Source organism: Opitutus sp. ER46, from assembly GCF_003054705.1.
Classification (GTDB): domain Bacteria; phylum Verrucomicrobiota; class Verrucomicrobiia; order Opitutales; family Opitutaceae; genus ER46.
Map to the genome: position 1 here is coordinate 853172 of NZ_QAYX01000025.1, position 24395 is coordinate 877566.

General features: G+C 68.0%; 19 protein-coding genes. 10 read left to right on the forward strand and 9 right to left on the reverse strand.

Annotated elements, in window-relative coordinates; all coding sequences use genetic code 11:
• Nucleotides 1-46: 46 nt before the first annotated feature.
• From hemF to DB354_RS21710, 3 genes are all read right to left on the reverse strand, one after another.
• Nucleotides 47-982: an oxygen-dependent coproporphyrinogen oxidase gene (gene hemF / locus DB354_RS21700; RefSeq protein ID WP_107837723.1), complete on the reverse strand. Its 936-nt coding sequence runs from the start codon at nt 980-982 to the stop codon at nt 47-49.
• 269 nt (nt 983-1251) lie between these two features.
• Complete coding sequence (locus DB354_RS21705) at nt 1252-1974, reverse strand: hypothetical protein (RefSeq protein WP_107837724.1); 723 nt, start codon at nt 1972-1974, stop codon at nt 1252-1254.
• Between the two features lie 137 nt (nt 1975-2111).
• Nucleotides 2112-3701: an IMP dehydrogenase gene (locus DB354_RS21710; RefSeq protein WP_107837725.1), complete on the reverse strand. Its 1590-nt coding sequence runs from the start codon at nt 3699-3701 to the stop codon at nt 2112-2114.
• Nucleotides 3702-3761: 60 nt separating this feature from the next.
• Between DB354_RS21710 and menC the strand changes: the two genes are divergently transcribed.
• Together menC and DB354_RS21720 are read left to right on the forward strand one after the other, a co-directional pair.
• Nucleotides 3762-4853, forward strand: a complete 1092-nt coding sequence (gene menC, locus DB354_RS21715; protein WP_233256724.1) for an o-succinylbenzoate synthase — start codon at nt 3762-3764, stop codon at nt 4851-4853.
• A complete protein-coding gene (locus tag DB354_RS21720) occupies nt 4835-5986 on the forward strand; it encodes an AMP-binding protein (protein WP_107837726.1) in 1152 nt (383 codons plus the stop codon). Before menC ends, DB354_RS21720 begins: the two co-directional genes overlap by 19 nt.
• A 33-nt stretch (nt 5987-6019) precedes the next feature.
• Here DB354_RS21720 and DB354_RS21725 read toward each other — a convergent pair whose 3' ends face one another.
• Nucleotides 6020-6361, reverse strand: coding sequence for a GrlR family regulatory protein (locus tag DB354_RS21725; protein WP_107837727.1), 342 nt, complete (start codon nt 6359-6361; stop codon nt 6020-6022).
• 163 nt (nt 6362-6524) lie between these two features.
• On the opposite strand from DB354_RS21725, the gene DB354_RS21730 reads away from it, so the two are divergent.
• Complete coding sequence (locus DB354_RS21730; protein WP_107837728.1) at nt 6525-7478, forward strand: hypothetical protein; 954 nt, start codon at nt 6525-6527, stop codon at nt 7476-7478.
• A gap of 119 nt (nt 7479-7597) precedes the next feature.
• On the opposite strand, the gene DB354_RS21735 is transcribed toward DB354_RS21730, so the two are convergent.
• Both DB354_RS21735 and DB354_RS21740 read right to left on the reverse strand, forming a co-directional pair.
• Nucleotides 7598-8185 (reverse strand): hypothetical protein, encoded by a 588-nt coding sequence (locus DB354_RS21735; RefSeq protein ID WP_107837729.1) that lies wholly within the window; start codon nt 8183-8185, stop codon nt 7598-7600.
• Between the two features lie 311 nt (nt 8186-8496).
• Entirely contained in the window at nt 8497-9318 is an 822-nt protein-coding gene (locus DB354_RS21740; RefSeq protein ID WP_107837730.1) for a ParB/Srx family N-terminal domain-containing protein, read from the reverse strand.
• Nucleotides 9319-9512: 194 nt separating this feature from the next.
• On the opposite strand from DB354_RS21740, the gene DB354_RS21745 reads away from it, so the two are divergent.
• Complete coding sequence (locus tag DB354_RS21745; RefSeq protein ID WP_107837731.1) at nt 9513-10874, forward strand: TonB family protein; 1362 nt, start codon at nt 9513-9515, stop codon at nt 10872-10874.
• Nucleotides 10875-10917: 43 nt separating this feature from the next.
• Here the strand turns inward: DB354_RS21745 and DB354_RS21750 are convergent, their stop codons facing one another.
• From DB354_RS21750 to DB354_RS21760, 3 genes are all read right to left on the reverse strand, one after another.
• Entirely contained in the window at nt 10918-11925 is a 1008-nt protein-coding gene (locus DB354_RS21750; protein ID WP_107837732.1) for an oligopeptide/dipeptide ABC transporter ATP-binding protein, read from the reverse strand.
• 24 nt (nt 11926-11949) lie between these two features.
• Nucleotides 11950-12924, reverse strand: a complete 975-nt coding sequence (locus tag DB354_RS21755) for an ABC transporter ATP-binding protein (RefSeq protein WP_107837733.1) — start codon at nt 12922-12924, stop codon at nt 11950-11952.
• An 88-nt stretch (nt 12925-13012) separates the two neighbouring features.
• A complete protein-coding gene (locus DB354_RS21760; protein ID WP_158277659.1) occupies nt 13013-14923 on the reverse strand; it encodes a glycosyltransferase family 9 protein in 1911 nt (636 codons plus the stop codon).
• A gap of 437 nt (nt 14924-15360) precedes the next feature.
• Here DB354_RS21760 and DB354_RS21765 point away from each other — a divergent pair, with 437 nt between their 5' ends.
• From DB354_RS21765 to yjjJ, 6 genes are all read left to right on the forward strand, one after another.
• Complete coding sequence (locus DB354_RS21765) at nt 15361-15900, forward strand: RNA polymerase sigma factor (RefSeq protein WP_107837735.1); 540 nt, start codon at nt 15361-15363, stop codon at nt 15898-15900.
• Nucleotides 15897-16940, forward strand: a complete 1044-nt coding sequence (locus DB354_RS21770) for a FecR domain-containing protein (protein WP_107837736.1) — start codon at nt 15897-15899, stop codon at nt 16938-16940. Before DB354_RS21765 ends, DB354_RS21770 begins: the two co-directional genes overlap by 4 nt.
• Nucleotides 16941-17114: 174 nt before the next feature.
• Nucleotides 17115-19667, forward strand: a complete 2553-nt coding sequence (locus tag DB354_RS21775; protein ID WP_158277660.1) for a TonB-dependent receptor — start codon at nt 17115-17117, stop codon at nt 19665-19667.
• A gap of 585 nt (nt 19668-20252) precedes the next feature.
• The gene (locus tag DB354_RS21785) at nt 20253-21419 is read left to right on the forward strand and encodes an acyltransferase (protein WP_107837739.1); all 1167 of its coding nucleotides are present in this window, start codon (nt 20253-20255) and stop codon (nt 21417-21419) included.
• 177 nt (nt 21420-21596) lie between these two features.
• Nucleotides 21597-22691, forward strand: a complete 1095-nt coding sequence (gene ligD, locus DB354_RS21790; RefSeq protein ID WP_233256725.1) for a non-homologous end-joining DNA ligase — start codon at nt 21597-21599, stop codon at nt 22689-22691.
• A 283-nt stretch (nt 22692-22974) separates the two neighbouring features.
• Nucleotides 22975-24351: a type II toxin-antitoxin system HipA family toxin YjjJ gene (gene yjjJ, locus DB354_RS21795; protein WP_107837741.1), complete on the forward strand. Its 1377-nt coding sequence runs from the start codon at nt 22975-22977 to the stop codon at nt 24349-24351.
• The last annotated feature ends 44 nt before the right edge of the window (nt 24352-24395 follow it).

Here is a 24395-nt window from a genome sequence, read left to right on the forward strand (position 1 = left end):
GACTTTCGAACCTCGAAGTCGGCTCGAGGCCCGAGCCGGGCGAGTCTCAGCCCGCGGCCCAGTCGCGAGGCTTGAGGAAGACGTCGTACAGCCGGGTCTCGGGCGAACCTGCCTCGGGATGCCAGTCGTAGTCCCAGCGCACGAGTGGGGGAAGTGACATGAGGATCGACTCCGCCCGGCCGCCGCTCTGCAGGCCGAAGAGCGTGCCACGGTCCCAGACCAGGTTGAATTCCACGTAGCGTCCGCGCCGGTACAGCTGGAATCGGCGTTCGCGGTCGCCAAAGGCGAGGCCCTTGCGGCGTGCGACGATCGGCTGGTACGCGCGCACGTAGGCGTCGCCCACCGCGCGGAGGAGCGCGAAGGACTGGGCGAAGCCGAGCTCGTTGAAGTCGTCGAAGAAGAGCCCGCCGATCCCCCGCGGCTCCTGGCGATGCTTGAGAAAGAAGTACCGGTCGCACCACGCCTTGAAGCGCGGGTAGAGCGTGTCGCCGAACGGCGCGACCGCCGCCTGCGCCGTGCGGTGCCAGTGGACGCAGTCCTCCTCGAAGCCGTAGTACGGCGTCAGGTCGAATCCGCCGCCGAACCACCACGTGGCCTCCTCGCCCGGTGCGCCCGCGCAGAAGAAGCGCACGTTGGCGTGGCTCGTGGGCACATACGGGTTGCGGGGGTGGATCACCAACGAAACGCCCATCGCCTCCCAGGGTTGGCCGGCGAGTTCCGGCCGGTGCCCTGTGGCCGAGGGCGGCAACGCCGCGCCGCGCACATGGGAGAAGCCGATGCCCGCCTTCTCGAACACGCCCCCCTCGGTGAGAATCCTCGTGCGCCCGCCGCCGCCGAGCGCTCCGGCGGCGCTTGCGTCGCGCGTCCAGTCGTCCGTCGCAAAACGGCCGTCGCCGTCCTCGGCCTCGAGGGCCGCGCAAATCGAGTCCTGGAGCGCGAGCAGGTAGCCGCGCACATCGTGGGGTGTGGGTTGGCCAGTCATCGGTGGGAGTGAAAGTGAGAGTGAGAGTGAAAGTGGAAGGCAAGTCGCTGCACTGAATATCCCTCTCGTTCTCTTTCTCGTTCTCACCAATCCGTGAGTCAGTCGGGCATCTTGCTCCGACGCCTTACTCTTACTCCTACTCTTTCTCTTGCTGGCGCGCGTACTGAGGCACTACCTCCGACCGCTTCGCGCAGACGGAGAGCAGCCGCGGCGGAACGGAGGAGAGCAAGAGCAAGAGGAAGAGAATGAGCAAGAGAGCGGGGGGCGCCTCACTCCAAGGCGACGACCAGGACGGCGAGCGCGAGGAAGAGGATGCCGAGCAGGCCGGCTTCGTGGCGCTCGAAGCGCTGGATGCGAATGCGGTCGAAGCCGAACAGCGCCAGCCAGGTGAACAGCGTCATGCCGGCGAGCGCCGCCAGCGCGAGAATGACGCTCAGCACCACGAAGCCGCGCCACCCGAACTGGACGCCCGAGAGGTAGACCGGGAGGAACGCCTCGCAGGGGGAAACCGTCAGCATCAGGAACAATCCGCCCACCGCCGCGGTGTCGCCCGCGCGTTGCGAAACCAGGTGGCTGTCCTTCAGCTCCTCATCCCAGTGCGTGTGGTCGTCATGTTCCTCGCCGCAGTGCGGGTCGGGGCGGTGCTGGCTTCCCGGCGGATGATGATGGCAGATGCCCATGCCGCGCCATTGCCGCCACAGATAGAATCCGCCCATCACGGCGAGCACGCCGGCCGCGATGTAGTGAAACACTTCGCCGAGCGTCGCGCTGAGTTCGAAACCGAGCCACGCGATCCCGAGACCGATGAGGCTCGTCAGCGCCACGTGGCCCAGGCCCGCCGCCACGGTCACCAGGATCGTCTTGCCTCGGCCCCACCGCCGTGCGCGCCCCACCAGCACGAACGGCAGCCAGTGCGTCGGGATCGCGGCGTGGAAGAACGCCACGGTGAAACCCAGCGCGGCTATGGTGGTAAGGGTGGTCGATTCGTGCATCAGGCGGACAGCGAGGGCATCAGTCGGCTTTCCCGCTGTCCAACGTGAACGCTATCAAAGTCGTCAAGGCCCCGGCCGGACCCGGGCGGGGCGGCGCCAACGACCGGCAAGAGCACCGGCCGTCGGCTCCCGGTGACTTACGCGTTGGCGCGCGTGGAAACCTCGATCACGTCGTGCGGCGCGGCCTCCTTCTGGCCGGCGGGGCTGACGCGCGTGTAGCGCGCCTTTTCCCGCAGGTCGGGCAGCGTGGCGGCGCCGAGGTAGCCCATGCCGCTCTGGATGCCGCCGATGAGGTTGGCCAGGACGTCGTCGATCGAGCCGCTGACTTCCTTGAGCGCCTCAATGCCTTCGGCTGCGATCTTGCGCGTGGTGTCGTTCTTGTCGTGGCCGTAACGGGCGGCGCTGCCGGCCTTCATCGCCGCCAGCGTGCCCATGCCGCGGTACTGCTTATAGACCTTGCCGTTGATCTCGAGGATCTCGCCCGGGGCCTCGCGGCAACCGGCGAGCAGGCCGCCACACATCACGGCATCGGCGAGCGTCAGCGCCTTCACGATGTCGCCCGACTTGGTGATGCCGCCGTCGGCAATGATCTTCACGCCGGCGGCCTGGGCCGCGCGGCTGGCGACGTACAGCGCCGTGAGCTGAGGGATACCTACGCCTGCCACGATGCGGGTGGTGCAGATCGAGCCCGGTCCCTGGCCAATCTTGATCGCGTTCGCGCCGGCTTCGGCAAGGTACGCGACGCCGGACGCGGTGGTGACATTGCCGGCGATGATCGTGAGGTCCTTGAAGGCCTCACGGACCACACGGACAACTTCGCCGACCCCTTTCGAGTGGCCGTGGGCGGTCGAGACCGCGACGCAGTCGACGTGCTCGGCGACCAGATGACCGACGTGCTCAATGATCTTGTCGCGATCAAGCGAGCCATCGGGTTTGCGGACAGGCGAGAGCGCCGCGCCGACCAGCAGGCGGAATTGCGCGTCGCGCGAGGGCTTCCGGCGGGACTTGGATTCGGAGGTGATGCGTTCGACGTCGGAGGCGGTGATCAGCCCGCGCAGCCGGCCCGTTGCGTCGACCACGAGCATCTTGTTGATGCCGACGTGTTCATTGAAGAAGGCGTCCGCGACCTTGATTGGATCCTGCGCGACCGCCTCGGCGTCGGCAGTGATCAGGTGCGCGCGGGGCGTCATGATCTCGGCGACCTTCTTGGTCTTGTAGCGCTCCTTGACGACATTGCCCGAGAGCAGGCCCACGAGGAGGCCGTTGGCATCGACGACCGGGAAGGTCGAGAACGCGAAGCGCTTGCTCTCGATCTTGTCGAGCACCGCCCCGATGAGCTGGTCCGGCTGCGCGGTGATCGGGTCCTGGATCAGCCCGTGGATGTGGCGTTTCACGCGGGCGACCTCCTTTACCTGGTCCTTGGGCGCCATGTTGTAATGGATCAGGCCGAGGCCGCCATTCAGGGCCATCGCGATGGCCATGCGCGACTCGGTCACGGTGTCCATGTCCGCGGAGATGATCGGAATCTGCAGCCGCACCGCCGCGCTCAGCGAGGTGGCGGTGTCCGCATCCTTCGGCAGGATCTCCGAGTACAACGTCGCCAGGGAGACGTCATCGAACGTCAACGCCATCGGGCGGTTGGCGGGGAAGAACTCGTCGGCCGGCAGATAAAAATCCGCGTCGGTGGCGGCCGGACTGGTGGAGGGAGTCGATGCAACCTTGATCATAGGTTGCCATGAACGAAGTACGTGGGGGGCGGCCAACTGCAACGGGAAACTTTTTGGAACTTGCTGCGGCTCGCGGGACGCGTGCTGATCAACGTGATGCCGATTCACCTCGAGTATCGCCGCTACCGGCTGCCGCTCCGCGTGCGCGTGCGCACGGCGCATGCGGTGTGGACGGAACGCGCCGGCCTCGTGCTGCGGCTGACAGCCGAGGACGGCCGGGTGGGGTGGGGGGAAGTGGCGCCGATCCCGGCATTCGGCACGGAGACGATGGAGGTGGCGGAGGAGACGCTGCGCGCGCTCGGCGAGTGGCCGACGCTGGCGCAGCTGGAGGCGGTGCCGGTGGCGCTGGGCTGCACGCGGGCGGCGCTGGCCATGGCGCGGGCGGAGCTCGCGACCTCGGGCGCGGCGACGCCGGCGGCGAACGCAGCGGGTGAGAACGCCTATCGGAGTGTTGCGGCGCTGCTGCCGGCCGGGCGCCCCGCAGTGGACGCGCTGCGCGCGCGGATCGAAGGCGGCTTTCGCGTCTTCAAATGGAAGGTCGGCGTCGGCGATGCGGGCGAGGAACTCGGCGTGCTCGATGAACTCTGTGCCGCGTTGCCGGCGGGCGCGAAGCTGCGGCTCGACGCGAATGGCGCGTGGGAGCGACGGCTGGCCGAGCGGTGGCTCGAGCGCTGCGCGGAGCGGCCGATCGAGTTTGTCGAACAGCCGCATCATGTGCCGGCGTCGGCGGGCGAGGCGGCGTTACGCCGCGGCGACGATCTGCTGCTCGGCCTGGCGCATGACTTCCCCACGCCGATCGCGCTGGATGAGTCGGTCGTGGGCGCGGGCGACGTCGAGCGTTGGCTCGCGCTCGGCTGGCCGGGCTGGTTTGTGGTGAAGCCAACGCTGCTCGGCGAAGTGGAGCCGGCGCTCGCGCGATTGCGCGCGGCGGGCGCGACGGTCGTGTTTTCGTCCGCGCTCGAAACGGCGGTGGGCGCGCGCGGCGCGCTGCGCGTGGCGTTCGCGTGGAGCGGCGAGCGGAAGGCGCTCGGGTTCGGCGTGTGGCCGCTCTTTGCGGACGCGCGCTTCGACGGGCCGGTCGCGGCTCCGTTTATCCGGGAGCAGGACGTGGCGCGGCTTGATCCGGAGGCGTCATGGAACGTGCTGCGCTGAACGCATTGCTGCGCGCCACGGGCTGTGCCGAACGGCACGGCAGCTTCGTGTTCCTGCGCGATCCCACCTGGAGCCCGGCGGAGCGGACCGCGGCCGAGGCGTTGATGGCTGAGGCGGAGGCGAGGACGGCCCGCGAGGACGAAGGCTGGCTCTGCGTGCGCACCGGCGGGTCAGGCGGCGGGATGAAGCTGGCGCGCCACGACGAGCAGACGCTCGGCGCGGCCGTGCGCGGTTTCTGCGATCACTTCGACCTCGAGCAGGTGAACACCGTTGGCGTGCTGCCCCCGTGGCACGTGAGCGGGCTGATGGCGCGGGTGCGCTGCGGCATGACCGACGGCGAATATCTGCCCTGGGAATGGAAGGCGCTCGAGGCCGGTGAGTTTCCCCGGCCGGTCGCGGCGGGTCCGTGGGTGATCTCGCTCGTGCCCACGCAGCTGCAGCGCCTCCTGCTTTCGGAGTCAGCGACGGCCTGGCTTCGGCGCTTCAACCTCGTGCTGCTCGGCGGCGGACCGGTGTGGCCGGCGCTCGCGGACGCGGCGGCGCGGGCCGGGGTGCCCATGGCGCAGAGTTATGGGATGACCGAAACGGCCGCGATGGTGGTGGCGCAGCGGCCCAAGGAGTTTCTCGCGGGCGACCGCAGCGTCGGCACGGTGATGCCGCATGCCTCCGTGCGCATCGATGGGGACGGCCACGTGGTGCTCGGCGGCGAGTCGCTCTTTCACGGCTATTTTCCCTCCTGGCGGCGTGAAGCGGAGTTCGTCACCCAGGATCTCGGGCGGTTGGACGAGCAGGGGCGCCTCCACCTGCTGGGCCGCAGCGACGCGGTGATCATCACCGGCGGCAAGAAAGTGCAGCCCTCGATCGTCGAGGCGGCGCTGCGGGCGAGCGGGCAGTTCTCCGACGTGGCGGTGATTGGGTTGCCGGACCCGGAGTGGGGTGAGCGGGTGGTCGCGTGCTACCCGGCGGCGGACGCCGCACCGGACCTCGCGCGGGCGGCCCAGGAACTGGCGCCGTACCAGCGCCCGAAGGACTTCGTCGCGCTCGCGGATTGGCCGCGCAACGCGCAGGGGAAGGTGAATCGAGCCGCGCTCGCGGCGGCGGCCACGCAGCAGATGCGCGGCGGTGAAACGTGAGCGCCGGCGCGACCGGCCGACGGCACGACTCGGCTAGTCCAGCGTGTCGGAGAGCCGCTGGCCGGTGACGGTGATCGAGGCGCCCGGGCGCTGCGGCGTGCTGCCGGTGACGGAGAAGGTGGTGTGGTCCGCGGCCATGGTGCCCTTCAATTCGAGATCAAACTCGGCGAGGTTCCCGAACACGGAATCGATCGGGGGATTCCACTTTCGAATCTTGAGCTGCGCCGTGACGCCGGCCGGCGTCACTTCGAAGCGGCCGAGATAGTAGTACCCAAGGTCACCGCCATTGATCGTGCCGTTCCGGAAGACCGCGAGGCCTTCGCCGTACGTGTGACGGGAGGAGGTGAATTTGACGTGGTAAATACCAGGATTCATGAGCGACGGAGCTGGAGCCGGCGGAGTTTGGGGTTGGGTCAACAAAGGGAGTCATGAGGCCGGCGGCAATGCCGATTTGACGTGGAACCGGCTTCGGATGCGGGGTTGCGCGACATGAGACGGCCGCTACGCTTCGGGGGTGCGATCACGTGTATCCACAGTCTTGATCGCGGGTCTGGTGGTGCTCGCGCCAACCGCCTGCAAACGCGCAGCCGCGCCCCCGCCGCCGGTCCAAGCCCAGACCAGCCGGGGCCTGGCCGAGTGGCGCCGGGTCAACTCCGGCCGGCACACGGCGGATGAGTGGCGGGAGTTCGACGCGATGCTGCAGGAGATCCGGCTGGGCGTGATGGTCGATCGGGAGGCGACCGGTTCGGAGGCCATCGACGCGGTGGTGCGGCAGAAGATCAATGGCCGCTCGTTCGCGGAAGTACTGGCAATTGGGTATGGCGCCAAACGCCACCGGCTCGTGCCGCTGCGGGACGAGCTGAAGAAGACGATCGATGGCAACGCGTGGCTCGTGACGAAGGAGGGCGACGCGGCCGGGGCCGCTCATCTGGCCAGCGTGCGGGCGCGGCAGGAGCGTCAACTACAGGAATTTGACGCGCAGATTGCCGAGACCGAGCGGCAGCTGCTCCGGCTGGAGCCGCAGCTACCGAAGACGCTGCAGTACGCGCGGCCACCGGAGCGCGACCTGGGGACGGCAGCGACGCCAGTATCGCGCGAACGCGCCCGCGAGGAGATTGGCGGAATGATCGAGCGTCGCCGCGCCGTCGCCCAGCTGCAATACGGGGCGTGGCCGGTGCGGCTCGACCCCGACGGCGCAAGCCTGACTGGCGAAGACCGCGCCGAGTTTGAACGCCGCCGGGTGGAGGCCGCGACCACGGGACATGTGGTCATTGCCGTGAGCCTGAAGAATCAGTGGTGGATCTACGACGAGCCGAAGCAACTGCCCGCCTTTTCACCGGCGGTGCTGGCGAACCTCACCGAGCAGGATCGCCGCGAGATCGAAAACGAATGCCTCCTGCTGCAGGCGGAGGTGTGGGCCCGGATGAAGGCCAAGAAAAGTGAGAGTGAAAGTGAGAGTGAGAGTGGGACGACGGATACACGGCCGGAGTGAGGGGGCAGCCTTGAGTCGTTCTCGTTCTCTTTCTCGTTCTCGTACTCTCAAACCCCGGCCGGGCGCCGCTGACGCCCGGCGCGAGAAAGAGAGTAGCCGGTCACGCCCGGCGACCTGACCTACTTTCCTGCCGGTGCCGGCGTGACGTTGAACTCGCGCCGGAGGGCGTCGCTGACGGCAGCGGGCCCGGTGGCCGGTTCGGCGGCGGCGTCACCGCGACCGCGGTATTGCGTGCCGAAGCGCTGGGGGCGGCCGATCTTGAGGAGGAAGCGGTCCTCGCTCGCGGCGGCGAGCCAGCGCGCGCGCTTTTCGCCCTTCAGCAGGGCGACGATGCACAGCTCGTGCGCGAGGAGAAAGTCGTCCGCGGCGTCGGCGCGCTGGAGGACCATCGCAGCATGGAAGTAGTCGCCGCCGGTGCGGAGCAGGCCGCGGTTGTAGAGTTCTTTCGCTCGCTTCACGCGCGCGGCATCCCGCGGGATCACCTTTGACCAATCAATGACCTGCCCCGCCTGCCGGTCGTCCTGATCTTCGCGGAAAAGTCGCGCGAGCTCCGGATTGTCCGCAACCGCTTCAGGCGAGACCGCGCCGGGGGCCGGCGTCGCAACGTTCGGCGTCGGGCGCGTGGGCGGCATCGCAAACGGGGCGACTTCGGCGGTGGACACGGCGCGGAGCAGGAGGAATGCAGCCAGGAGGGAAAGCGGCTTCATGGGAGGGACGGCGTGGCGGCAGGGTTAGGGGGAACGGCCGGCGACCTTGCCGCAAATGCCGGGCCGCCGCCACGCTGAAATTTACCGCGGGGCAGCGGCGGCGGAGAGGGCGGGGCGATCGGCGGCAATCTCGCCGCGATCGCCGCCGGCTGAAACCGTTCTCACCTCGAAATCATGCACGTTCTCGCCGACCAGGTGCCGGCGCGCGCTCGGCCGGGTGGTGCGACCTCATGAGAACGAGAACGAGAACGAGAACGAGAACCCGCTGGCGAGCGATGCCCCGCCGGGGGGGCCGGTCGCTCGCGCGGGGCTCAGCCGGCGAGGGCCTTGTCGATCCAGTTGCGGATCTTCGACAGACCTTCCTTCCGACGGGGATCGTCGGGCTTCATCGTCTGCAGCAACGTGATCACCGCGTCGGCGTAATCGAGGGCGTTGGCCGTGGCCATGCCGCGCAGTTCAAAGGGGTTGATCTCGCCTTTGCGGATCATCGCGCGGGCTTCCTGCTCGAGCTCGATGGACGTGCCGCCGAGCGCGCCACCATCGCCCTTGCCCTTGCTGAAACCGCCGCCGCCACCACCGCCATCGCGATCACGCGAGGATTCCTCCGTCTTGCCGCGCGGCTGACGCTCGATCTGCGCCGGGTATTCCTTGCCGTCGCGGCCAGTGACGCGCTCCGCGCGCTGCAACCTGCCCGACTGGGTGAGTTCGGTGCGCCGGCGGCGGACGAGTTCCGGCGAGACGCGGCAGATCTCGGCGAGCACGGGATTGGCCAGGTCGGGCCACTCCTCGAGGGCGATTTCCACGGCGTTCCGCTTGTCGTCGTTGGTGCGATAGACGCCGTTCGTGGCGTTCGCGCCCAATGCGTGCCGCAGCGCGTCGGTGCGGCCCCCCGCGTTTACCTCGGCGAGGATCGTATCGCGGCCGATGCGCTTGGCGGCGAGATAACGGTGAAATCCGTCGGCCAGCCAGTGGGTGGCGCCGTCAAAGTACACGGTGATCGGCGGGAACACCGTCCCCTGGCTCATTTCGTCGGCGTAGCTCTCGATGGCGTCGTCGTTGGTACGAACCCGGGCCTGCGTGCCCCCTTGGATGTTGATGGATTCGAGTGAAAGTTCGGTCGGCTGTATCGGCATGAAAAGAGCCGGCGTTTCTGCGCGCAAAATTGCGGCGCCGCAAAGCGCAAAATGCGCGCGCTGCGTCGCGTGACGGAAACCGTTCGCGCCACCTGCTTCCCGCACGCTGGACGCCGGCAAACCCGTTTTGCGTACAGGAGGGAATTCGGCGTGACGCGCCGGATTGGTGCAGGCAGCTTGCACGTCTCCTCTCCATGCACGCGCTACCACGTCTGTTGTGCTGTTCTGCTTTACTGTTCGCGTCGCGGCTGCTCGCCGCCGACGCCCCGGCCCCTGCGGCGGCTGCTCCGGCGGCCCCGCTGGCCGAATCGATCCCGCTGGTGAAAACCTGGGTGCCGGCGACATTTGCCGATACCTCCGTGGAGAAGGCGAACGCCGTCATCCGCGTGGTCGTGGACGCCTCTGGCGCAATCACGTCGGCCCGCGTGCTCAAGGCCTCGGTGCCCGCGTTTGGCGAGGCAGCGCTGGCGGCGGCAAAGCAATGGACCTACACGCCGGGCGTGGACAACGGACAGTATGCGGCGATGTGCCTCGACGTGCCGTTCGAGCACGTGCGGGGGAAGAACCCGAAGCCTGGGCTGCTGCCGCCGAGCAACCTGCAGCCCGAGCTGGTGAAACGCACGGCGGCGAAGCTCGAGGATGGCCCGCTTGGCGAGTACCCGAAGGCGCTCGTGGGCCGTGGCCTCCCGGGCACAGTGATCTTCGGCTGCATCGTCACGCCTGAGGGCAAGCCGCAGGGGCTGCGCGTCCTCCGCGCGTCACACGCTGATTTCATCCTGCCAGCGCTGGAGTCGTCGGCGAAGTGGACCTTTTCACCGGCGCGGCAGGGCGATGTGACGCCGGCGACCGAACTGGTGGGCGACGTTGCCTACATCGATCCGGCGGCGCCCAATCGGGAGAAGACGCTCGCGGTGAACGGCATCACGGCGCCCGATGGCGCCGAGCCGCCGGCGGCGCCGGCCCTCCTCGCGATGGCCGATCCGGTCTGGCCGCATGCGCTGCTGATCAAGGGCGAAGGCGGCTCGGCCAAAGTCGAGTTCACCGTCCTGGCGTCAGGCGCCGTGACCAACGTGAAGGTGCGCGAGGCGACCGATCCCGCGTTTGGCGCGGCCCTGATGGCGGCGGTCGAGACGTGGGTTTTCGAGCCGGCAGCCGTGCGCGGTCGGCGCGTGGATGCGCCGCTGCTCGCGACGCACACGTTCAAGGCCGTCGCCGCGACGGGCACGCCCGAGGGTCCTGAGTGGCTCACGCGGCTGGTGCAGCTCGAGCGTGCCAACAGTCTCAAAGGCGGTCGCGGCCTCGATGAGCCGCTGACGCCGATCTATCGCGTGCCGCCGCAGGCGCCGTCTACGCGGCCCGAATCGGAAAAGGGGGAGGCGGTGGTCGAGTTCGTCATCGACCGCGACGGACGCGGCCGGATGCCGCGCATCATTTCCGCCTCGCAGGAGGAGTACGGCTGGGCGGCCGCAACCGCGCTGAGCCAGTGGGTCTTCAAGGCGCCGCGGCGTGGCGGACAGCCGACCGAGGTCAAGGTGCAGGTGCCGATGCGTTTCTAGCGGCGTCCGACGCGTCACCGCGCCCTGCCGTCACCACCGCGCCTCACTCCGCGGCGGTCGGCGGCGGGATCTCGCCGATCCGGATGCAGGCGGCGGTGCGGGCGACGTCCACCGGTATCAGCGGCGGCAGCACGGCCTGGCATTTCTCCTGCGCGTAGGGACAACGCGGGTGAAACGGACAACCGATGGGCGGATTGATGGGCGACGGCGGGTCGCCGGGCAGCACGAGCCGGCGGCGGGCGCGCTCGCCGTCGGGGTCGGGGCGCGGAATCGCGCTGATGAGCGCGCGGGTGTACGGATGGAGCGGCCGCTCGATGACGTCCACGGCCGGCCCGAGTTCCACGACCTTGCCGAGGTACATGACGGCGACGCGGTCGGAGATGTGTTTCACCACCGAGAGGTCGTGCGCGATGAAGATGAGCGACAGGTTCATCTTCCGGCAGAGCTGCGAGAGCAGGTTGAGGATCTGGGCCTGGATGGAGACGTCGAGGGCCGAGACCGGTTCGTCGGCGATGATGATCCTGGGCTCGAGCGCGAGGGCGCGGGCGATCGCGATGCGCTGGCGCTGGCCGCCGGAAAACTCGTGCGGATACTTCTGCGCGAAACGCGGCGCGAGCCCGACGAGTTCCATCAACTCGGCGACGCGGTCGGCGATGCGCGCCGCGGGGACGACGCGGTGCACGCGCAGCGGTTCCGAGAGGGTGTCGAACACCGTCATGCGTGGGTTGAGCGACGCGTACGGGTCCTGGAACACCATCTGGAAGTCGCGACGCAGGCGGCGCACCTCCAGCGGGTCCGTCGCGGCGGACAGGTTGCGCCCCTCGAGGATGACCGTGCCGCTGGTGGGCGGGATCAGCTGCACGATGGTGCGGGCGAGCGTGGACTTGCCGCAGCCGGATTCGCCGACGAGGCCCAGCACTTCGCCGCGCTGCAGGGAGAGTGTGACGCCGTCGACGGCCTTCACGGTCCCCAGCTGGCGCTTGAACAGAAAGCCCTGGGTGACGGGAAAGTGCGTCTTCAGGTCGATGAGCTCGAGGATCGGTTCAGCCATGGCGGCGGGGCGGCGCGGTCAGATTCAGATTTCGCCCAGTTGAGCGCGGAGGCAGGCGTGCGCATGGCCCGGGGCGCAGTCGCGCAGTTGCACCGCGGTGGTGGTGCACTTCTCTGCGGCAAACTCGCAACGCGGGGCGAAAGGGCAGCCGGGGAGTGGTTTGGAGATGTCGGGCGGCATGCCGCGGATGGTGTAAAGCTCCGCGCCCTTGGGCTGGAGCGAGGGGATCGAGCGCTGGAGGGCGCGCGTGTACGGATGGCGCGGCGAATAGAAGAGCGGGCGCACGTCGGCGGATTCGACGATCCGGCCGGCGTACATCACCTGCACGCGATCGCAGAGCCCGGAGACGACGCCGAGGTCGTGGGTGATGAAAATCACCGCCATGCCGAAGTCGTGCTGCAGCTTCTTGATGAGCTCGAGGATCTGGGCCTGCACCGTCACATCGAGCGCCGTGGTGGGCTCGTCGGCGATGAGCAACTCGGGGCGGGTGATCAGCGCCATCGCAATCATCACGCGCTGGCGCATGCCGCCGGAGAACTCGTGCGGGTAAAGGTGAATCCGGCTGGCGGCGTCGTTGATCCCGACCGCTTCCAGCGCCTCCAGTCCGCGCGCGAGCGCCTCGCGACGGGAGACCTTTTCGTGGATGAGTAACGGCTCGATGAGCTGCTCGGAGACCCGCAGGTACGGGTTCAGGGAGGTCATCGGGTCCTGGAAGATCATGGCCACGCGCTTGCCCCGGATCGCGCGCGATTGCGCCGGTGTGCAGTGCAGGAGATCCACGCCGTCAAACATCGCGGTGCCGCTTTCGATGCGGCCGGGGGGCTGCGGCACCAGGCCCATGACCGAGTAGCAGGTAACCGATTTGCCGGAGCCTGATTCGCCGACGATGCCGAGGGTTTCGCCGCGTTCGATCGAGAAGCTCACGCCGTCCACCGCGCGGTAGAGCCCACTGCGCGTGTGAAAGTAGGTGCGGAGGTCGTTGACGGCGAGGAGCGGCATGGTGGCCGGGGCGGGAGCGAGAGGCGGAGGCGTTGGCGTGGCGGGCGATACGGAGGGCGCGTGAGAGGATCGGGTCAGCGGGCGTTTGTCACTGTGAACTTGGTGCCGGCGTGGCTTGGGCGAGCGCCTCGAGAACGCGCGCCGGAGCGAGGTCGGCGAGCCGGCCGCCGCCGGTGGCGGGGCAACCGGGCGGTTGCAGGATGCATGCCTGACCTGCAAAGACCGGGCCGGTGCGCACCGGATTGGTCGGGCCGAAGAGCCCGAGGAGGGGAACGCCGAGGGCATTGGCGAGGTGCATGCCGCCGCTGTCGTTGGTGATGAGGAGCCGGCAGCCCGCGAGTCCAGCGGCGAAGGTGGTCAGGTCGGTCTTGCCGGCGCGGTTGCGCACGCGGTCGGGGGCAAAACCGGCGGCGACGGCCTCGGCGATCGGGGCGTCCTTGGGCGTGCCGAAGATGACGAAGTTCTCCTGCGGCAGGGCCTCGATCACGGCGCGCCAGTGGGCGACGGGCCAGCGCTTCTCGGGGTTGTTCTCCGAGCCCGGGAGGAGCCCGATCGGGCCGCGCGGAGCCACGGACGTGGTGGCCGCCGCGGCCAGAGGGGTGCGGTCGGCGGGGACGGCGAGGCCAAAGTGGCCGAGAAAATCTTCCCAGAGCTCGAGCTGGTGGCGACGGCTCTCGTCGAAATCCGGTGGCACACGGTAGGCGTGGCTGAGAAACGGGCGTCGCTTGCCGGACCGCAGGATGCCGAACCGCTGGCGCGTGCCGCTGAGCTTCGCCTCGAGGTCACCGCGAAACGAGTTGGTGAAGAGGATCCAGACGTCGATGTACTCGCGACGGAGTTGCCAGAAGTGGCGCCAGTAGCGCAGCCCGCCCTCGGGCGGGACCGCGTGGAGCCGGTCCGCGACACCCCAGGTCTGGAGCAGCGGGAGAAATTGCGCGCGGGCGACCAGCGTGATCTCGGCATCGGGCCGCGACGCGCGCAGGGCGCGCAGCAGCGGGAGGGCCATGACCACGTCGCCGAGCCAGTTGGGCAGCCGGATCCAGATGCGGGTGCGGCGCGGAGGCTGGGTGAGGCCGCGGGCGGCCAGGTCGTCGGCCAGCAGGTTGCGTTTGGCCTCCAGGCGGAGCCGGCGCGTGGGGATGTCCTGGTTGCGCCAGCGCGCGTGGGCCCAGAGCCAGGAAGCGCAGACGTTCTCGTCGCCGCGCAGCAACTGCTCGAGCCAGCGATTGGTGGCGAGTGTGACGGCGGCGCTCGTGCCGGCGTGGGGGATCGGATCGACGCAGATCTGGATCTGCCAGAAGCCGACGCGCCGCGGGAAGATGCCGTAGAGCCGCGCGTTGAACTTCTCGGTCATCAGGCCGGACAGCTCGCTGGTGGAGCAGACGCGGTCGAAGAGGAGGGTGAGCGCGCCCTGCATGCCGGCGTTCTGGTCGAAGAGCACGCCGACGGCGCCCTGGCGGCGCAGAATCTTGAGGGCCTCGGCGAAACCCTCGCGGCGCGAAAGCAGGCGCATGCCGTACTGCTCGCGGGAGCGCTTCACGAAGGCGTCGGCGGCGGCGTTGTCGAGGGGCCGGTAGATGATGCCGAACTCGGGGAAGCACTCGGGCGGGATGAGGAGGGCGAGCGCGGTCTCCGTCTCCCAGTACGCGATGTGCGGCGCGGCGAAAACGATCCCGGCGGGGTTGGCGAGGCGGGCGCGCATGGCGGTCTCGAGTGTCGGCGAGGCCAGTAGGATGTGCCGCATGCGGGCTTCGGAAATGAAGGGCGTCGCGAGCGAGAGGAGTCCGGTTTCGACCATGCGGCGGCAGCTCTCGCGGCCGATGCGCGTGTGCCAGGTCGCGGGCTTCTCGGGGAACGCGTGGTGGAGATTGGAGAGGATGAGCCGGTGTCGAAGCGCGAAGAAAATGACGTCGCCAAGCACGACGGCCGTCGCGCGGAGAAGAAACTCCGGCGCGCGCGCGATGAGCCAGCCCAGGACTTTGAGGATAAGCAGAAGCACCTTGGAGGAAGCGGGGGATTCGATTCGCCGGCCCCGGGGGGAGACAATCCCATTCTCAGCCGGGGAGTAAGGCGGCGCTGGTGCGCCCGTTAAGGTTGGAGAGTTGCAGGTGGGTAGGCGGCGTTGGAGCGCCGGTTGCACGTTGGAGAGTTGCAGGTTCGCAGGTGGACGAATCTTTCTCGTTCTCGTTCTCCCGTCTGTCTGTCCGCCTGTCGTCGTTCTCTTTCTCATCCGCTTTCTCGTTCTCCCCTCGCTATCCGCGATCACGCCTGCGTCAGACCCGCGCGCCGCCGTGCCAATCGCCGCTAAACGGGCGACCGTGGGAAAACTACTAGTGGACCGCCGACGATTTTTGGCGGTTATGTGGCTCGACTCATCGAAGCCGGACGGCAGGCTCCGCCAAGGTCACCCCTTTCGTTCCGGCTTTTCCCCCTTTCGTGCCCCCGGTCGACGCACAGACTTCCCAATGGTTCGCCGAGGAAATCCAACCTCACGAGCCTGCGCTCCGCGCCTACCTGCGGTCCAAGTTCTCCGCGTATCCTGACATCGAGGACCTGGTGCAGGAAACCTATGCGCGTCTGCTGCAGGCGCGCGAGCACTCGGCGGCCGAGATCAGCAAGGCGTACGTCTTCGCGACCGCGCGCAATGCCGCGATCGACTTCTTCCGCCGGCGGCGGATCGCCGTGATCGACTGCGTCGCCGAGATCGAGGTCCTGCCGGTGCTCGAGGACCGCCCCGACGTCGCCGAGGCCGCCGCGCGCAACCAGGAGCTGGCGCTCTTGGCCGAGGCCATCCAGGCGCTGCCCACGCGCTGCCGCCAGATTCTCACCCTCCGCAAGCTGCACGGACTCTCGCATCGCGAGATCGCGACCTCGCTCGGGCTTTCGGAGAACACCGTCAACGCGCAGATCGCCATTGGCGTCGTGCGCCTGCGTGACCACCTGCGGCAACGCGGGGTCGGCGCTCCCCAGCCATGAACCCCGCCAACGACGATCAGCATGGCCTGACGGGGCGCGAGGCGGTGGAGGCCACCGCCGCGGTGTGGCTCAGCCTCCGCGACCGGGGCATGACCGCGGCGGAGACGGAGGCCTTCGTCCGCTGGCTGCAGGAGAGCCCGGAGCATGCCGCGGTGTTCGAGGAACTGCAGCAGACCTGGCGCGATTTCGATCAGCTCGCGACGCTGCTGCGCCCGGGCGCAGCGCCGGATCCGGACACGCTCGCCCCGCGGCGGCGCCGGCGGTTCGCGCGGCTCCCGCTGGTCTCCCTGGCCGCGGCCGCCGGTTTGGCGCTCCTGGCGCTGGGAATCTGGGAGTGGCGCGGTCCGCAGCACTTCGCCGAAACCCCGGTGGGGGCGTTTCAGAAGATCGACCTGCCCGACGGTTCGGTGGCGCAGCTCAACACCGACTCGGCGATCGACGTCGACATGCGTGGAAACGAGCGGCGCGTGCGGATCGTCCGCGGCGAGATCGACTTCGCGGTCCGCAAGGACCGCGCGCATCCGTTCATCGTCTCCGCCGGTCGCGTCGAAGTCCGTGCCGTCGGCACCGCCTTCAACGTGCGGGCGCGCGATGCTCGGGTGGAGGTCCTGGTGAGCGAGGGGCTGGTGCAGGTGTGCGACGCGGTGAAACGGCAGCCGCTGCTTCCGCCCGCGGCGGGCACGGGCGAGCCGGCGTATCTCGCGGTGGGCGACCGGGCGGTCATCTCCGCGCCACCGCCGGCCGCCGCGGAGCCCGTGGCGGTGCAGGTGCAGCGGGTTTCCGGCGAACAGCTCCGCCGGGCGCTCGCGTGGCAGGAGCGCCGCCTCGAATTTGACGACACGCCGCTGGGCGAGGTCGTGGCGGAGTTCAACCGCTACAACCGCGTGAAGCTGGTGGTCACCGACGCGCAGCTCGCGGCGCGCCCGTTCAGCGGCACGTTCCGCACCGACGGCTACGAGGCGCTCGTCGCGCTGCTGCAGCACAGTTTCGGGGTGACGGTCGTGCGCCAGGGCGACGCCATCCAGCTCGCCCCGCGCTGACGGGGGAAACGGCGTGTGCGCATGACTTCGCGCCCGAACGAGGCCGGTGGTGCTGGCGCGGCGAATACGCGGCCGGGGCGATTCTTTTGGACGTGGTTAGTAGTTCTGCGCGCGCTGCTCGTTGTTCTGGGCGTGCGCCTTCCCGGGCCACCGAGCTTCCGCTCGTTCCCAGGCATGTCTTCCCTCCTGCACCCGCTCCTCAGGTCCCTGCGTTCGCGCGCCATCGGCTGTCTGATGGCGCTGCTGCTCGCGCTGGTCCCGGAGCGCGTCCACGCGGGGGAGGGTGCCGGCCGCCGCTTCCACGTGGCCGCCGGCGAGGCCGCGGTGACGTTGCGGGAATTCTCGGCCCAGGCGGGCGTGCAACTGCTCGTCTCCTCCGAGGACATCCGCGGCGTACGGACGCACGCGGTGAACGGCACCTACGCGCCCCTGGCGGCCCTCCAGCAGATGCTCGCGCAAACGCGACTCATCGCGCGGGAGGAGCCCACCACCGGGGCGATCGCAGTGCTCGTGGCTCCGGCCACCGGAGGCCCGGACGGCGGTTCCACCCCGACCGCTAAACCCAGGAAACCTACAGGAATGAAGTCGTCCAACCTCGTCAGATTTGCCGCCGGCCTGATCGCCGCCGGCTTCTCCTCGGCCATGCAGGCCCAAACCGCGCCGGACGGGCGCCCCGCCGAAGAGGAAAGAGTGGTCCTGCCCACGTTCACCGTGGATGCCAGCAAGGACACCGGCTACATCGGCTCGAACTCGTTGAGCGCGAGCCGCGCGGCGCTGAGCATCACCGATATTCCCAGCTCCGTGGTCGTCATCACCCGCCAGCTTCTCGATGACGTGGGCGCGTTCGACCTGTCCGACGCCCTGCGCTTCGTGAGTGGCGTCAGCGATGCCGCGATGCCTGGGCAGGACTCGGGGGCGTTCAAGATCCGCGGCACGGGTCCGACGGTGTCGACCGACGGCTTCCGGGTGACGGGCGAGGGCACCCAGGACCTCGCCGAGATCGAGCGGATCGAGGTGCTGAAAGGCCCCTCCGCGATTCTTTTTGCCCGCGGCGGCTCCGCCGGCGGCACTGTCAACCGGGTGACGAAGGATCCGCGTCCCGTGGCGCACGGTTACGTGCGCGTGCAGACAGGGCTGTTCGATGCGAATCGTGTCGAGGTGGATTCCACCGGTCCAGTGCCGGGGACGAACAAGCAGTTGCTCTACCGCGCCGTGATCGCCGTCCAGGACGACGATGCGTTTTTCGAAAACGTGTCCACCAAGCGCTATGTGTTCTCGCCGGCGGTCACCTACAAGTTCAGCGAGGACGCGTATGCGACGCTGAAGTACGGGTACTACTGGAACAAGCAGACGCAGTACGTCGGCGTGCCGATCGATCTCTCGAATCCCGCGGAGCTGCGGCTCGAGCACAAGCTCTTCAACGTGCCGACGGAGCGCACGACGAGCGATCCGAACGAGTACCAGTTCACGCGGCGCAACCGGCTGGATTTCCGTTCGGGGGTGAAGCTGAGCCCGATCCTGCGCACCTCGCTCAACGCGCAGTACATGTATACCGACTACCTGCGGACCGTCACCCGGCCGAACGGCTCGCCGCTGGTGCAGTCCGACGGCACGATCCCGCGGCGCTGGGCGGCCAACGCGCAGCAGGACTACCGGTACCGGCTCTACAGCGACAACGTGCTGCAGTACGGCGTCGGCCCCACGGCCAACACCACGATCTTCGGCTTTGACCTGCTTCAGGAGGGGCCGGGGCAGGAGGCCAGCAGCGCGAACGTCCAGGTCGCGCCCGCCAACCTGTACCGCGCGCAGACCCCCATCGTGCCGACGCCCGTCGTGGCGCTGCCGTGGGTGCCACGCTCGATGCAGCGCAGCGCGCAGGCGTATGCGATGCACACGCTGAAGGCGTTTAGCGACCGGCTCATCGCCACGGGCGGGATCACCCGCAACTGGGTCAACATCGACAACTACGCCGCGGCCACCGGCACGTGGACGAAACAGAGTTCGATCAAGGACACAAAGCAGTACGGCGTCGTGGTGAAGCCCGTGACCTGGGCGTCGCTCTACTACGGCTACAACGAGAACTTTGACGCCCAGTTCGTGCGCCTCGGCGCGCTGCAGCCCGACGGGTCGTACGTCGACGGCGGCGCCGCCCCACCGCGGATGTCGGTTTCGGACGAATACGGCGTGAAGTTCAGCCTGCCCGACGGCCGGCTCTCTTGGTCAATCGCGCATTTCGACACGGAGTTGACGAACCGCACGCGCTCGATCGTCGGCACGAGCTACCAGGAGCTGCTCTCCGGGGGCAAATATCAGGGCTGGGAGTCGGACCTGTTCTGGCGCCCGACCGACAACCTCAGCTTGATCGCGACGTACTCGTACACCGATGCGGTGGACGGCGCCGGCAAGCAGATCGAGACCGTGGCCCCGACCACATTGAGCGGGTTGGTTCGCTACGACTTCAAGAAGGGCCTGTTCCGCGGGCTGGGGGTGAGCGTCGATGCGAACTATCAGAATGAATACGTGATGGCGAACGGCTCGATCCTCTACACCGTCGCGCCGCGCACGTTGATGGACGCCGGGTTGTTCTACACGTGGAAGAAGTACCGCTTCCAGGTGAACGTGAACAATCTCACGGACAAGAAGTACATCGCCGGCGGATACCTGCCGCAGCGCGTCTTCCTCGGCGCCGGCCGCAACGTTCGCTTCTCCGCAACGTACACGTGGTGAAGAAAAGGCTGAAGGACTGAAGGGCTGAAAGGCTGAAGCCCGAGACCAGACGTCAGAGGCCAGATGTCAGACGTCAGTGGTCGGAAGCGGCTGGCGGGGAGCCCGGGAGTTGGAGGCCAACATCGGGCTGCCTGTCGCGCCGTCCTTTCCGCCGTAGCCGAGGCGAAGTTGGAGGCGCCCTGAAGGCGCGACCCGATTTGGGTTATAGTAGCAAGTCAGCAGTTGGTAGTTGGGTGGCCGCGAGGGCGCGGGACGGGGAGGCTTCGGCCTCACCGGTCTCGCCCTCGCGGCCTGTCTTCTTTGGGCGCCGCTCCTGCGGGAACGCGGACTCGTGGTGGCCGGGGAGCGGCGAAGCCGGGGTATCGCTGACCTGAAGACGCTCGCGCACCGGGCCTGCATTGACGATGGCGTGGCGGAACTCCGGCGATCGCGCGAAACGGCGTGCCGTGCGGCGAGCTTTCCCGCGTAGGCACACGCCAGCTACTCGCACCGCGCGGCGCAGCTTCTTTCGCCGGTGGCAGCCATTTCCGTCTCACTTTTACTTCAGCTCTCCCTTTAGCGTTCGCTCCATCTTTCACTTTGCTGATGCGCCCAGCTGCCGTCCCTGCTGCTTCCGTGTTCTCTGATTCGAAACGCCACTACGAGGTGCTCGACGGCCTGCGCGGAGTGGGGGCGCTGATGGTGGTCGGTTTCCATATCTTCGAGGCGTTCGCGGGTGGGAGTCATCTGAAGCAGTTGATGAACCACGGCTATCTGGCGGTGGACTTCTTCTTCATGCTGTCCGGTTTCGTGATCGGGTACGCGTACGACGACCGGTGGTCGCGGATGACGCTCGGTGATTTCGCCCGGCGGCGGCTGATCCGGCTGCACCCGATGATCATCATGGGCATGATCATCGGCGCGATTGCGTTCTATTTCTCGGCCGGCCCGCTCTTCCCGAAGATCGACCAGGTGCCGGTCTGGCAGTTGCTGCTTGTGATGCTCATTGGCTGCACGCTCCTCCCGGTGCCGCGTGCGTGGGACATTCGCGGCTGGCAGGAAATGCATCCGCTGGACGGGCCGGCGTGGTCGCTGTTCTTCGAGTACATCGCCAACGTGTTGTACGCGCTGTTCCTGCGCCGGGCGTCGAAAATGGTTCTGTCGATCCTGACTGTGCTCGCCGGCGTGGCACTCGTGCACCTGGCGGTGACGAGCCGGCATGGCGACGTGATCGGCGGCTGGGCATTGTCGCCCCACCAGCTGCGGATCGGCTTTACGCGGCTGCTGTTCCCGTTCCTGGGTGGGCTGTTGTTGTCCCGGGTGGCGCGTCCTGGCCGCATCCCGCACGCGTTCCTGACCGCGAGCCTGTTGCTGGTCGTGGTGCTCTCATGGCCGCGGGTGGGCGGTAAGGAATACCTTTGGCTGAATGGGGTGTACGACTCCTTCGTGATCATCGGGGTGTTTCCGCTGATCGTCTACCTCGGTGCGTGCGGGGACAGGACCGAAGGGATCGCGGGCCGGGCGTGCCGGTTCCTCGGCGATCTTTCGTATCCGCTCTACATCACGCACTACCCGCTGATCTACGTTTTCACCGCGTGGGTGGTGGAGGCGAAGCTGACGCTCAGTGAAGCCTGGCCGCTGTGCCTGCTGGTGCTGGCAGCGAGCATCGTCATCGCCCACGTCTGCCTGCGACTCTACGACCTGCCGGTGCGCGCCTGGCTCGCGGCGCGCGGCGGCGCGCGCCGCGCCAAGGCTGAAGGAAGAAAAGGCTGAAGGACTGAACGGCTGAAGGGCTGAACGCGTCCAAGAAAGTGCTGAAAGAATGCCGGCCGGAGGCCGGATCGTGACCGCACCGTCGGCTTCCGACATCTGACATCCGACATCTGACATCTGATTGGCGGCGCCGGACGAGCCGAGAACGAATGAGGGCGGGGTGGGTCCATGAGGCGCATGGCAAAGCAAACGACCAACGGCGCGCGGGTGAATTTCAAGAACCTGGAGAAGGTGTTCTTCCCGGGGAACGACTTCACCAAGGGCGACTTGGTGAAGTACTACCTCGAGATCGCCCCGGCGCTGCTCCCGCATTTCCGAGACCGGCCCGTGACGCGGATCCGGATGCCGGACGGCGTGCATGGGGAGCGATTCTACGAGAAGAACGCGGCGGGCTACACCCCCGGCTGGATCGAGCGCACGCAGGTGCCGCGCACCGAGGGTGGGGTGGTGAACTACCTCATGATCCAGGATGCCGAGGCGCTCGCGTGGGTGGCGAACGACGCCGCGATCGAACTCCATCCCTTTCTCCACCGGGCGCAGGGCATCACGCGGCCGACGCACCTTGCGTTCGACCTCGATCCGGGCGAGGGCGCGGACCTGCTGACCTGCATCGAAGTCGGCTGGCACGTACGCGAGGCGTTGGCGACGTTTGGACTGCAGGCGTTCCCGAAGGTGACCGGCTCGAAGGGCCTGCAACTGTACGTGCCGCTGAATACGCCCGTGACCTACGCGAGGGCGACGCCCTTCGCGAAGGCGCTGGCGGAACGGTTGGCGGCGGCCCACCCCGACCTCGTCGTGAGCAACATGTCCAAGGCGCTGCGGGTGCGGAAGGTGCTCATCGATTGGAGTCAGAACCACGAGAAGAAGACCACGGTCGGCCCGTACTCGGTGCGCGGGAAACGCGACGAACCCTTCGTGTCCGCGCCGGTGACCTGGGAGGAACTGAAGCGCGCGGCGACGGCCGGAAAGACGGACGCGCTGTTCTTCGCGCCGGCGGACGTCCTCCAGCGCGTGCGGAAGCGCGGCGACCTGTTCGCGCCGGTGCTGACGCTGCGTCAGAACCTGCCGCCGTCGGGCGCCGAGCCGAACGTGGCGGTGACGCAACGTCCGCCGTCCCGGCGCCGCTTGACGCGCCGGCCGGCGCGTGGGCGAAGGGCCAAATCCGGCGGGCCGGCAATAGCGCCGACTCGGGGGCCCCGGATCCGTGCCAGACGATCGGATACGCCGGCCGTGCGGTCGGGTTCAAAGGTCGGGGGAGGGAGGCAGGGGTGACGAGGGCGAATGCCGGAGGAGTGAAAGGGTGTCCTGCTGCAAGAAGGCGGTTCAGAAGGCGCAAGGCGGAGTGGGGTGCTTGCGGAGGTTTTGCCTGAGACACCGGGGGCGGTGTGGAGCGAACCGAGCTCCGGCCCGGGGCGAGCCATAGCACAGTGTGTCTGCTTAGTATCTGTGAATAATCTTTGAGTTATTGCCATATGATGATTTGTAAGTCATTAACGAATAATATGATATAAATATATTGCGCTCGTCTTAATCTGTGAGTTAATACCGGCTTTTGATGGCTCGTACGCCTACCGCTACAATTGAGTTGCTGACCTTGCGTTTGCAGGCGCAGGGGCCGCAAACGGCTGCCGAGCTGGCGGTGGCGTTGGGCGTTGATCGTTCCCAGATCTCGCGGCTGATCACACGGGCAGGACGAACGATCGAGCAATTGGGAGGCGCGAGGCGCGCGCGCTACGCGGTGCGCCGGACGATCAGGGCAACGGGCGATTCGTGGCCTCTCCATGAGGTGGGCGCAGACGGGGCGGCTCGGGAGCTTGGCGTGTTGGAGTCCTTCTACGGTGGCTGGCGGATTCGTTGGACGCGATTCGCACCGGGGTGGTCTCGGATCGTTGCGGATGCGGACGGCTGGGCGGAGGGATTCCCGTTTTTTCTGAGTGATTTACGTCCGCAGGGCTTTGTCGGACGGGCGATCGCGCGGCGGGTGTCTGCGGTGCTCTCGTTGCCCGAGGACCCGACCCGTTGGAGCGATGACGAGGTGCTCGTGTACCTCCAGTCGGAGGGCGACGACCTAACGGGGAATCTTGTCGTGGGAGATCAACCGACGCGTCGGACGCTCGCACGGCGAATGAACCCGCCCTCGGTGACGGCGCGCAGCGAATATCCGGCGCTGGTCATGGCGGCGTTGACTGGCGGGATACCGGGATCGTCGGCGGCGGGTGAACGGCCGAAGTTTCTCACCTGGGTGGCGGACGACGCCGGGGCGCGGGCGGTGCTCGTGAAATTTTCGCCGCCGATGGATACGCCGGCGGGGCGCCGGTGGGCCGACCTCCTGGCGGCCGAGGCGATTGCGGCGCGGGTGCTGGCGGAGCATGGCGAATCGGTTCCAGGCGTCATGTGTGTCGACCTCGAGGGCCGCCGCTATCTGGAGGTGCCGCGGTTCGATCGGATCGGCGCGGCGGGGCGTCGCGGCGTCATTTCGTTGGCGGCGCTCCAAGGAACAGAGGGAGCGATCGACACGACGGACTGGGTTGCGGCCACGGAGCACTTTCGCGCGGAGGACGTGGTGACGGCGGACGCGGCGACCGCGGTGCGGCGGCGCCGGGCGTTTGGTGAGCTGATCGGAAACAGCGACATGCACCCCGGTAACCTGGGGTTCTACCTGGACGACACGCTGCCGCTGCGGCTGGCGCCGGCGTACGACATGTTGCCCATGCTCTGGGCACCGGTGGCCGGTGGTGAGATTGTGGCGCGCGATTTTGCGCCGTTGCCTCCGGTGGCGCGCCAAGTCGGGGACTGGAGTGTGGCGGCGGGTTGGGCCGGGACGTTCTGGCAGGAAGTCGCGGGCGATGCGCGGATCTCGCGTGAGTTTGCCGAGATCGCCCAACGAGCCGCCGAGACGGTCGCGAAGCTGCGCGCGGAATGGGCGGTGTGACCGGGTGTTGGTGCGGGCCATCGGATGACGGTCGCGGTCGTCCG

What these genes read in the sequence shown, in the direction of transcription:
- DB354_RS21710 (WP_107837725.1), bottom strand. Translation starts at nt 3,701, where the DNA reads ATGATCAAGGTTGCATCGACTCCCTCCACCAGTCCGGCCGCCACCGAC.
- DB354_RS21735 (WP_107837729.1), bottom strand. Translation starts at nt 8,185, where the DNA reads ATGAAGCCGCTTTCCCTCCTGGCTGCATTCCTCCTGCTCCGCGCCGTG.
- DB354_RS21775 (WP_158277660.1), top strand. Translation starts at nt 17,115, where the DNA reads ATGTCTTCCCTCCTGCACCCGCTCCTCAGGTCCCTGCGTTCGCGCGCC.
- DB354_RS21770 (WP_107837736.1), top strand. Translation starts at nt 15,897, where the DNA reads ATGAACCCCGCCAACGACGATCAGCATGGCCTGACGGGGCGCGAGGCG.
- DB354_RS21785 (WP_107837739.1), top strand. Translation starts at nt 20,253, where the DNA reads ATGCGCCCAGCTGCCGTCCCTGCTGCTTCCGTGTTCTCTGATTCGAAA.
- hemF (WP_107837723.1), bottom strand. Translation starts at nt 982, where the DNA reads ATGACTGGCCAACCCACACCCCACGATGTGCGCGGCTACCTGCTCGCG.
- DB354_RS21720 (WP_107837726.1), top strand. Translation starts at nt 4,835, where the DNA reads ATGGAACGTGCTGCGCTGAACGCATTGCTGCGCGCCACGGGCTGTGCC.
- DB354_RS21745 (WP_107837731.1), top strand. Translation starts at nt 9,513, where the DNA reads ATGCACGCGCTACCACGTCTGTTGTGCTGTTCTGCTTTACTGTTCGCG.
- DB354_RS21740 (WP_107837730.1), bottom strand. Translation starts at nt 9,318, where the DNA reads ATGCCGATACAGCCGACCGAACTTTCACTCGAATCCATCAACATCCAA.
- ligD (WP_233256725.1), top strand. Translation starts at nt 21,597, where the DNA reads ATGGCAAAGCAAACGACCAACGGCGCGCGGGTGAATTTCAAGAACCTG.
- DB354_RS21725 (WP_107837727.1), bottom strand. Translation starts at nt 6,361, where the DNA reads ATGAATCCTGGTATTTACCACGTCAAATTCACCTCCTCCCGTCACACG.
- DB354_RS21750 (WP_107837732.1), bottom strand. Translation starts at nt 11,925, where the DNA reads ATGGCTGAACCGATCCTCGAGCTCATCGACCTGAAGACGCACTTTCCC.
- DB354_RS21755 (WP_107837733.1), bottom strand. Translation starts at nt 12,924, where the DNA reads ATGCCGCTCCTCGCCGTCAACGACCTCCGCACCTACTTTCACACGCGC.
- DB354_RS21705 (WP_107837724.1), bottom strand. Translation starts at nt 1,974, where the DNA reads ATGCACGAATCGACCACCCTTACCACCATAGCCGCGCTGGGTTTCACC.
- yjjJ (WP_107837741.1), top strand. Translation starts at nt 22,975, where the DNA reads ATGGCTCGTACGCCTACCGCTACAATTGAGTTGCTGACCTTGCGTTTG.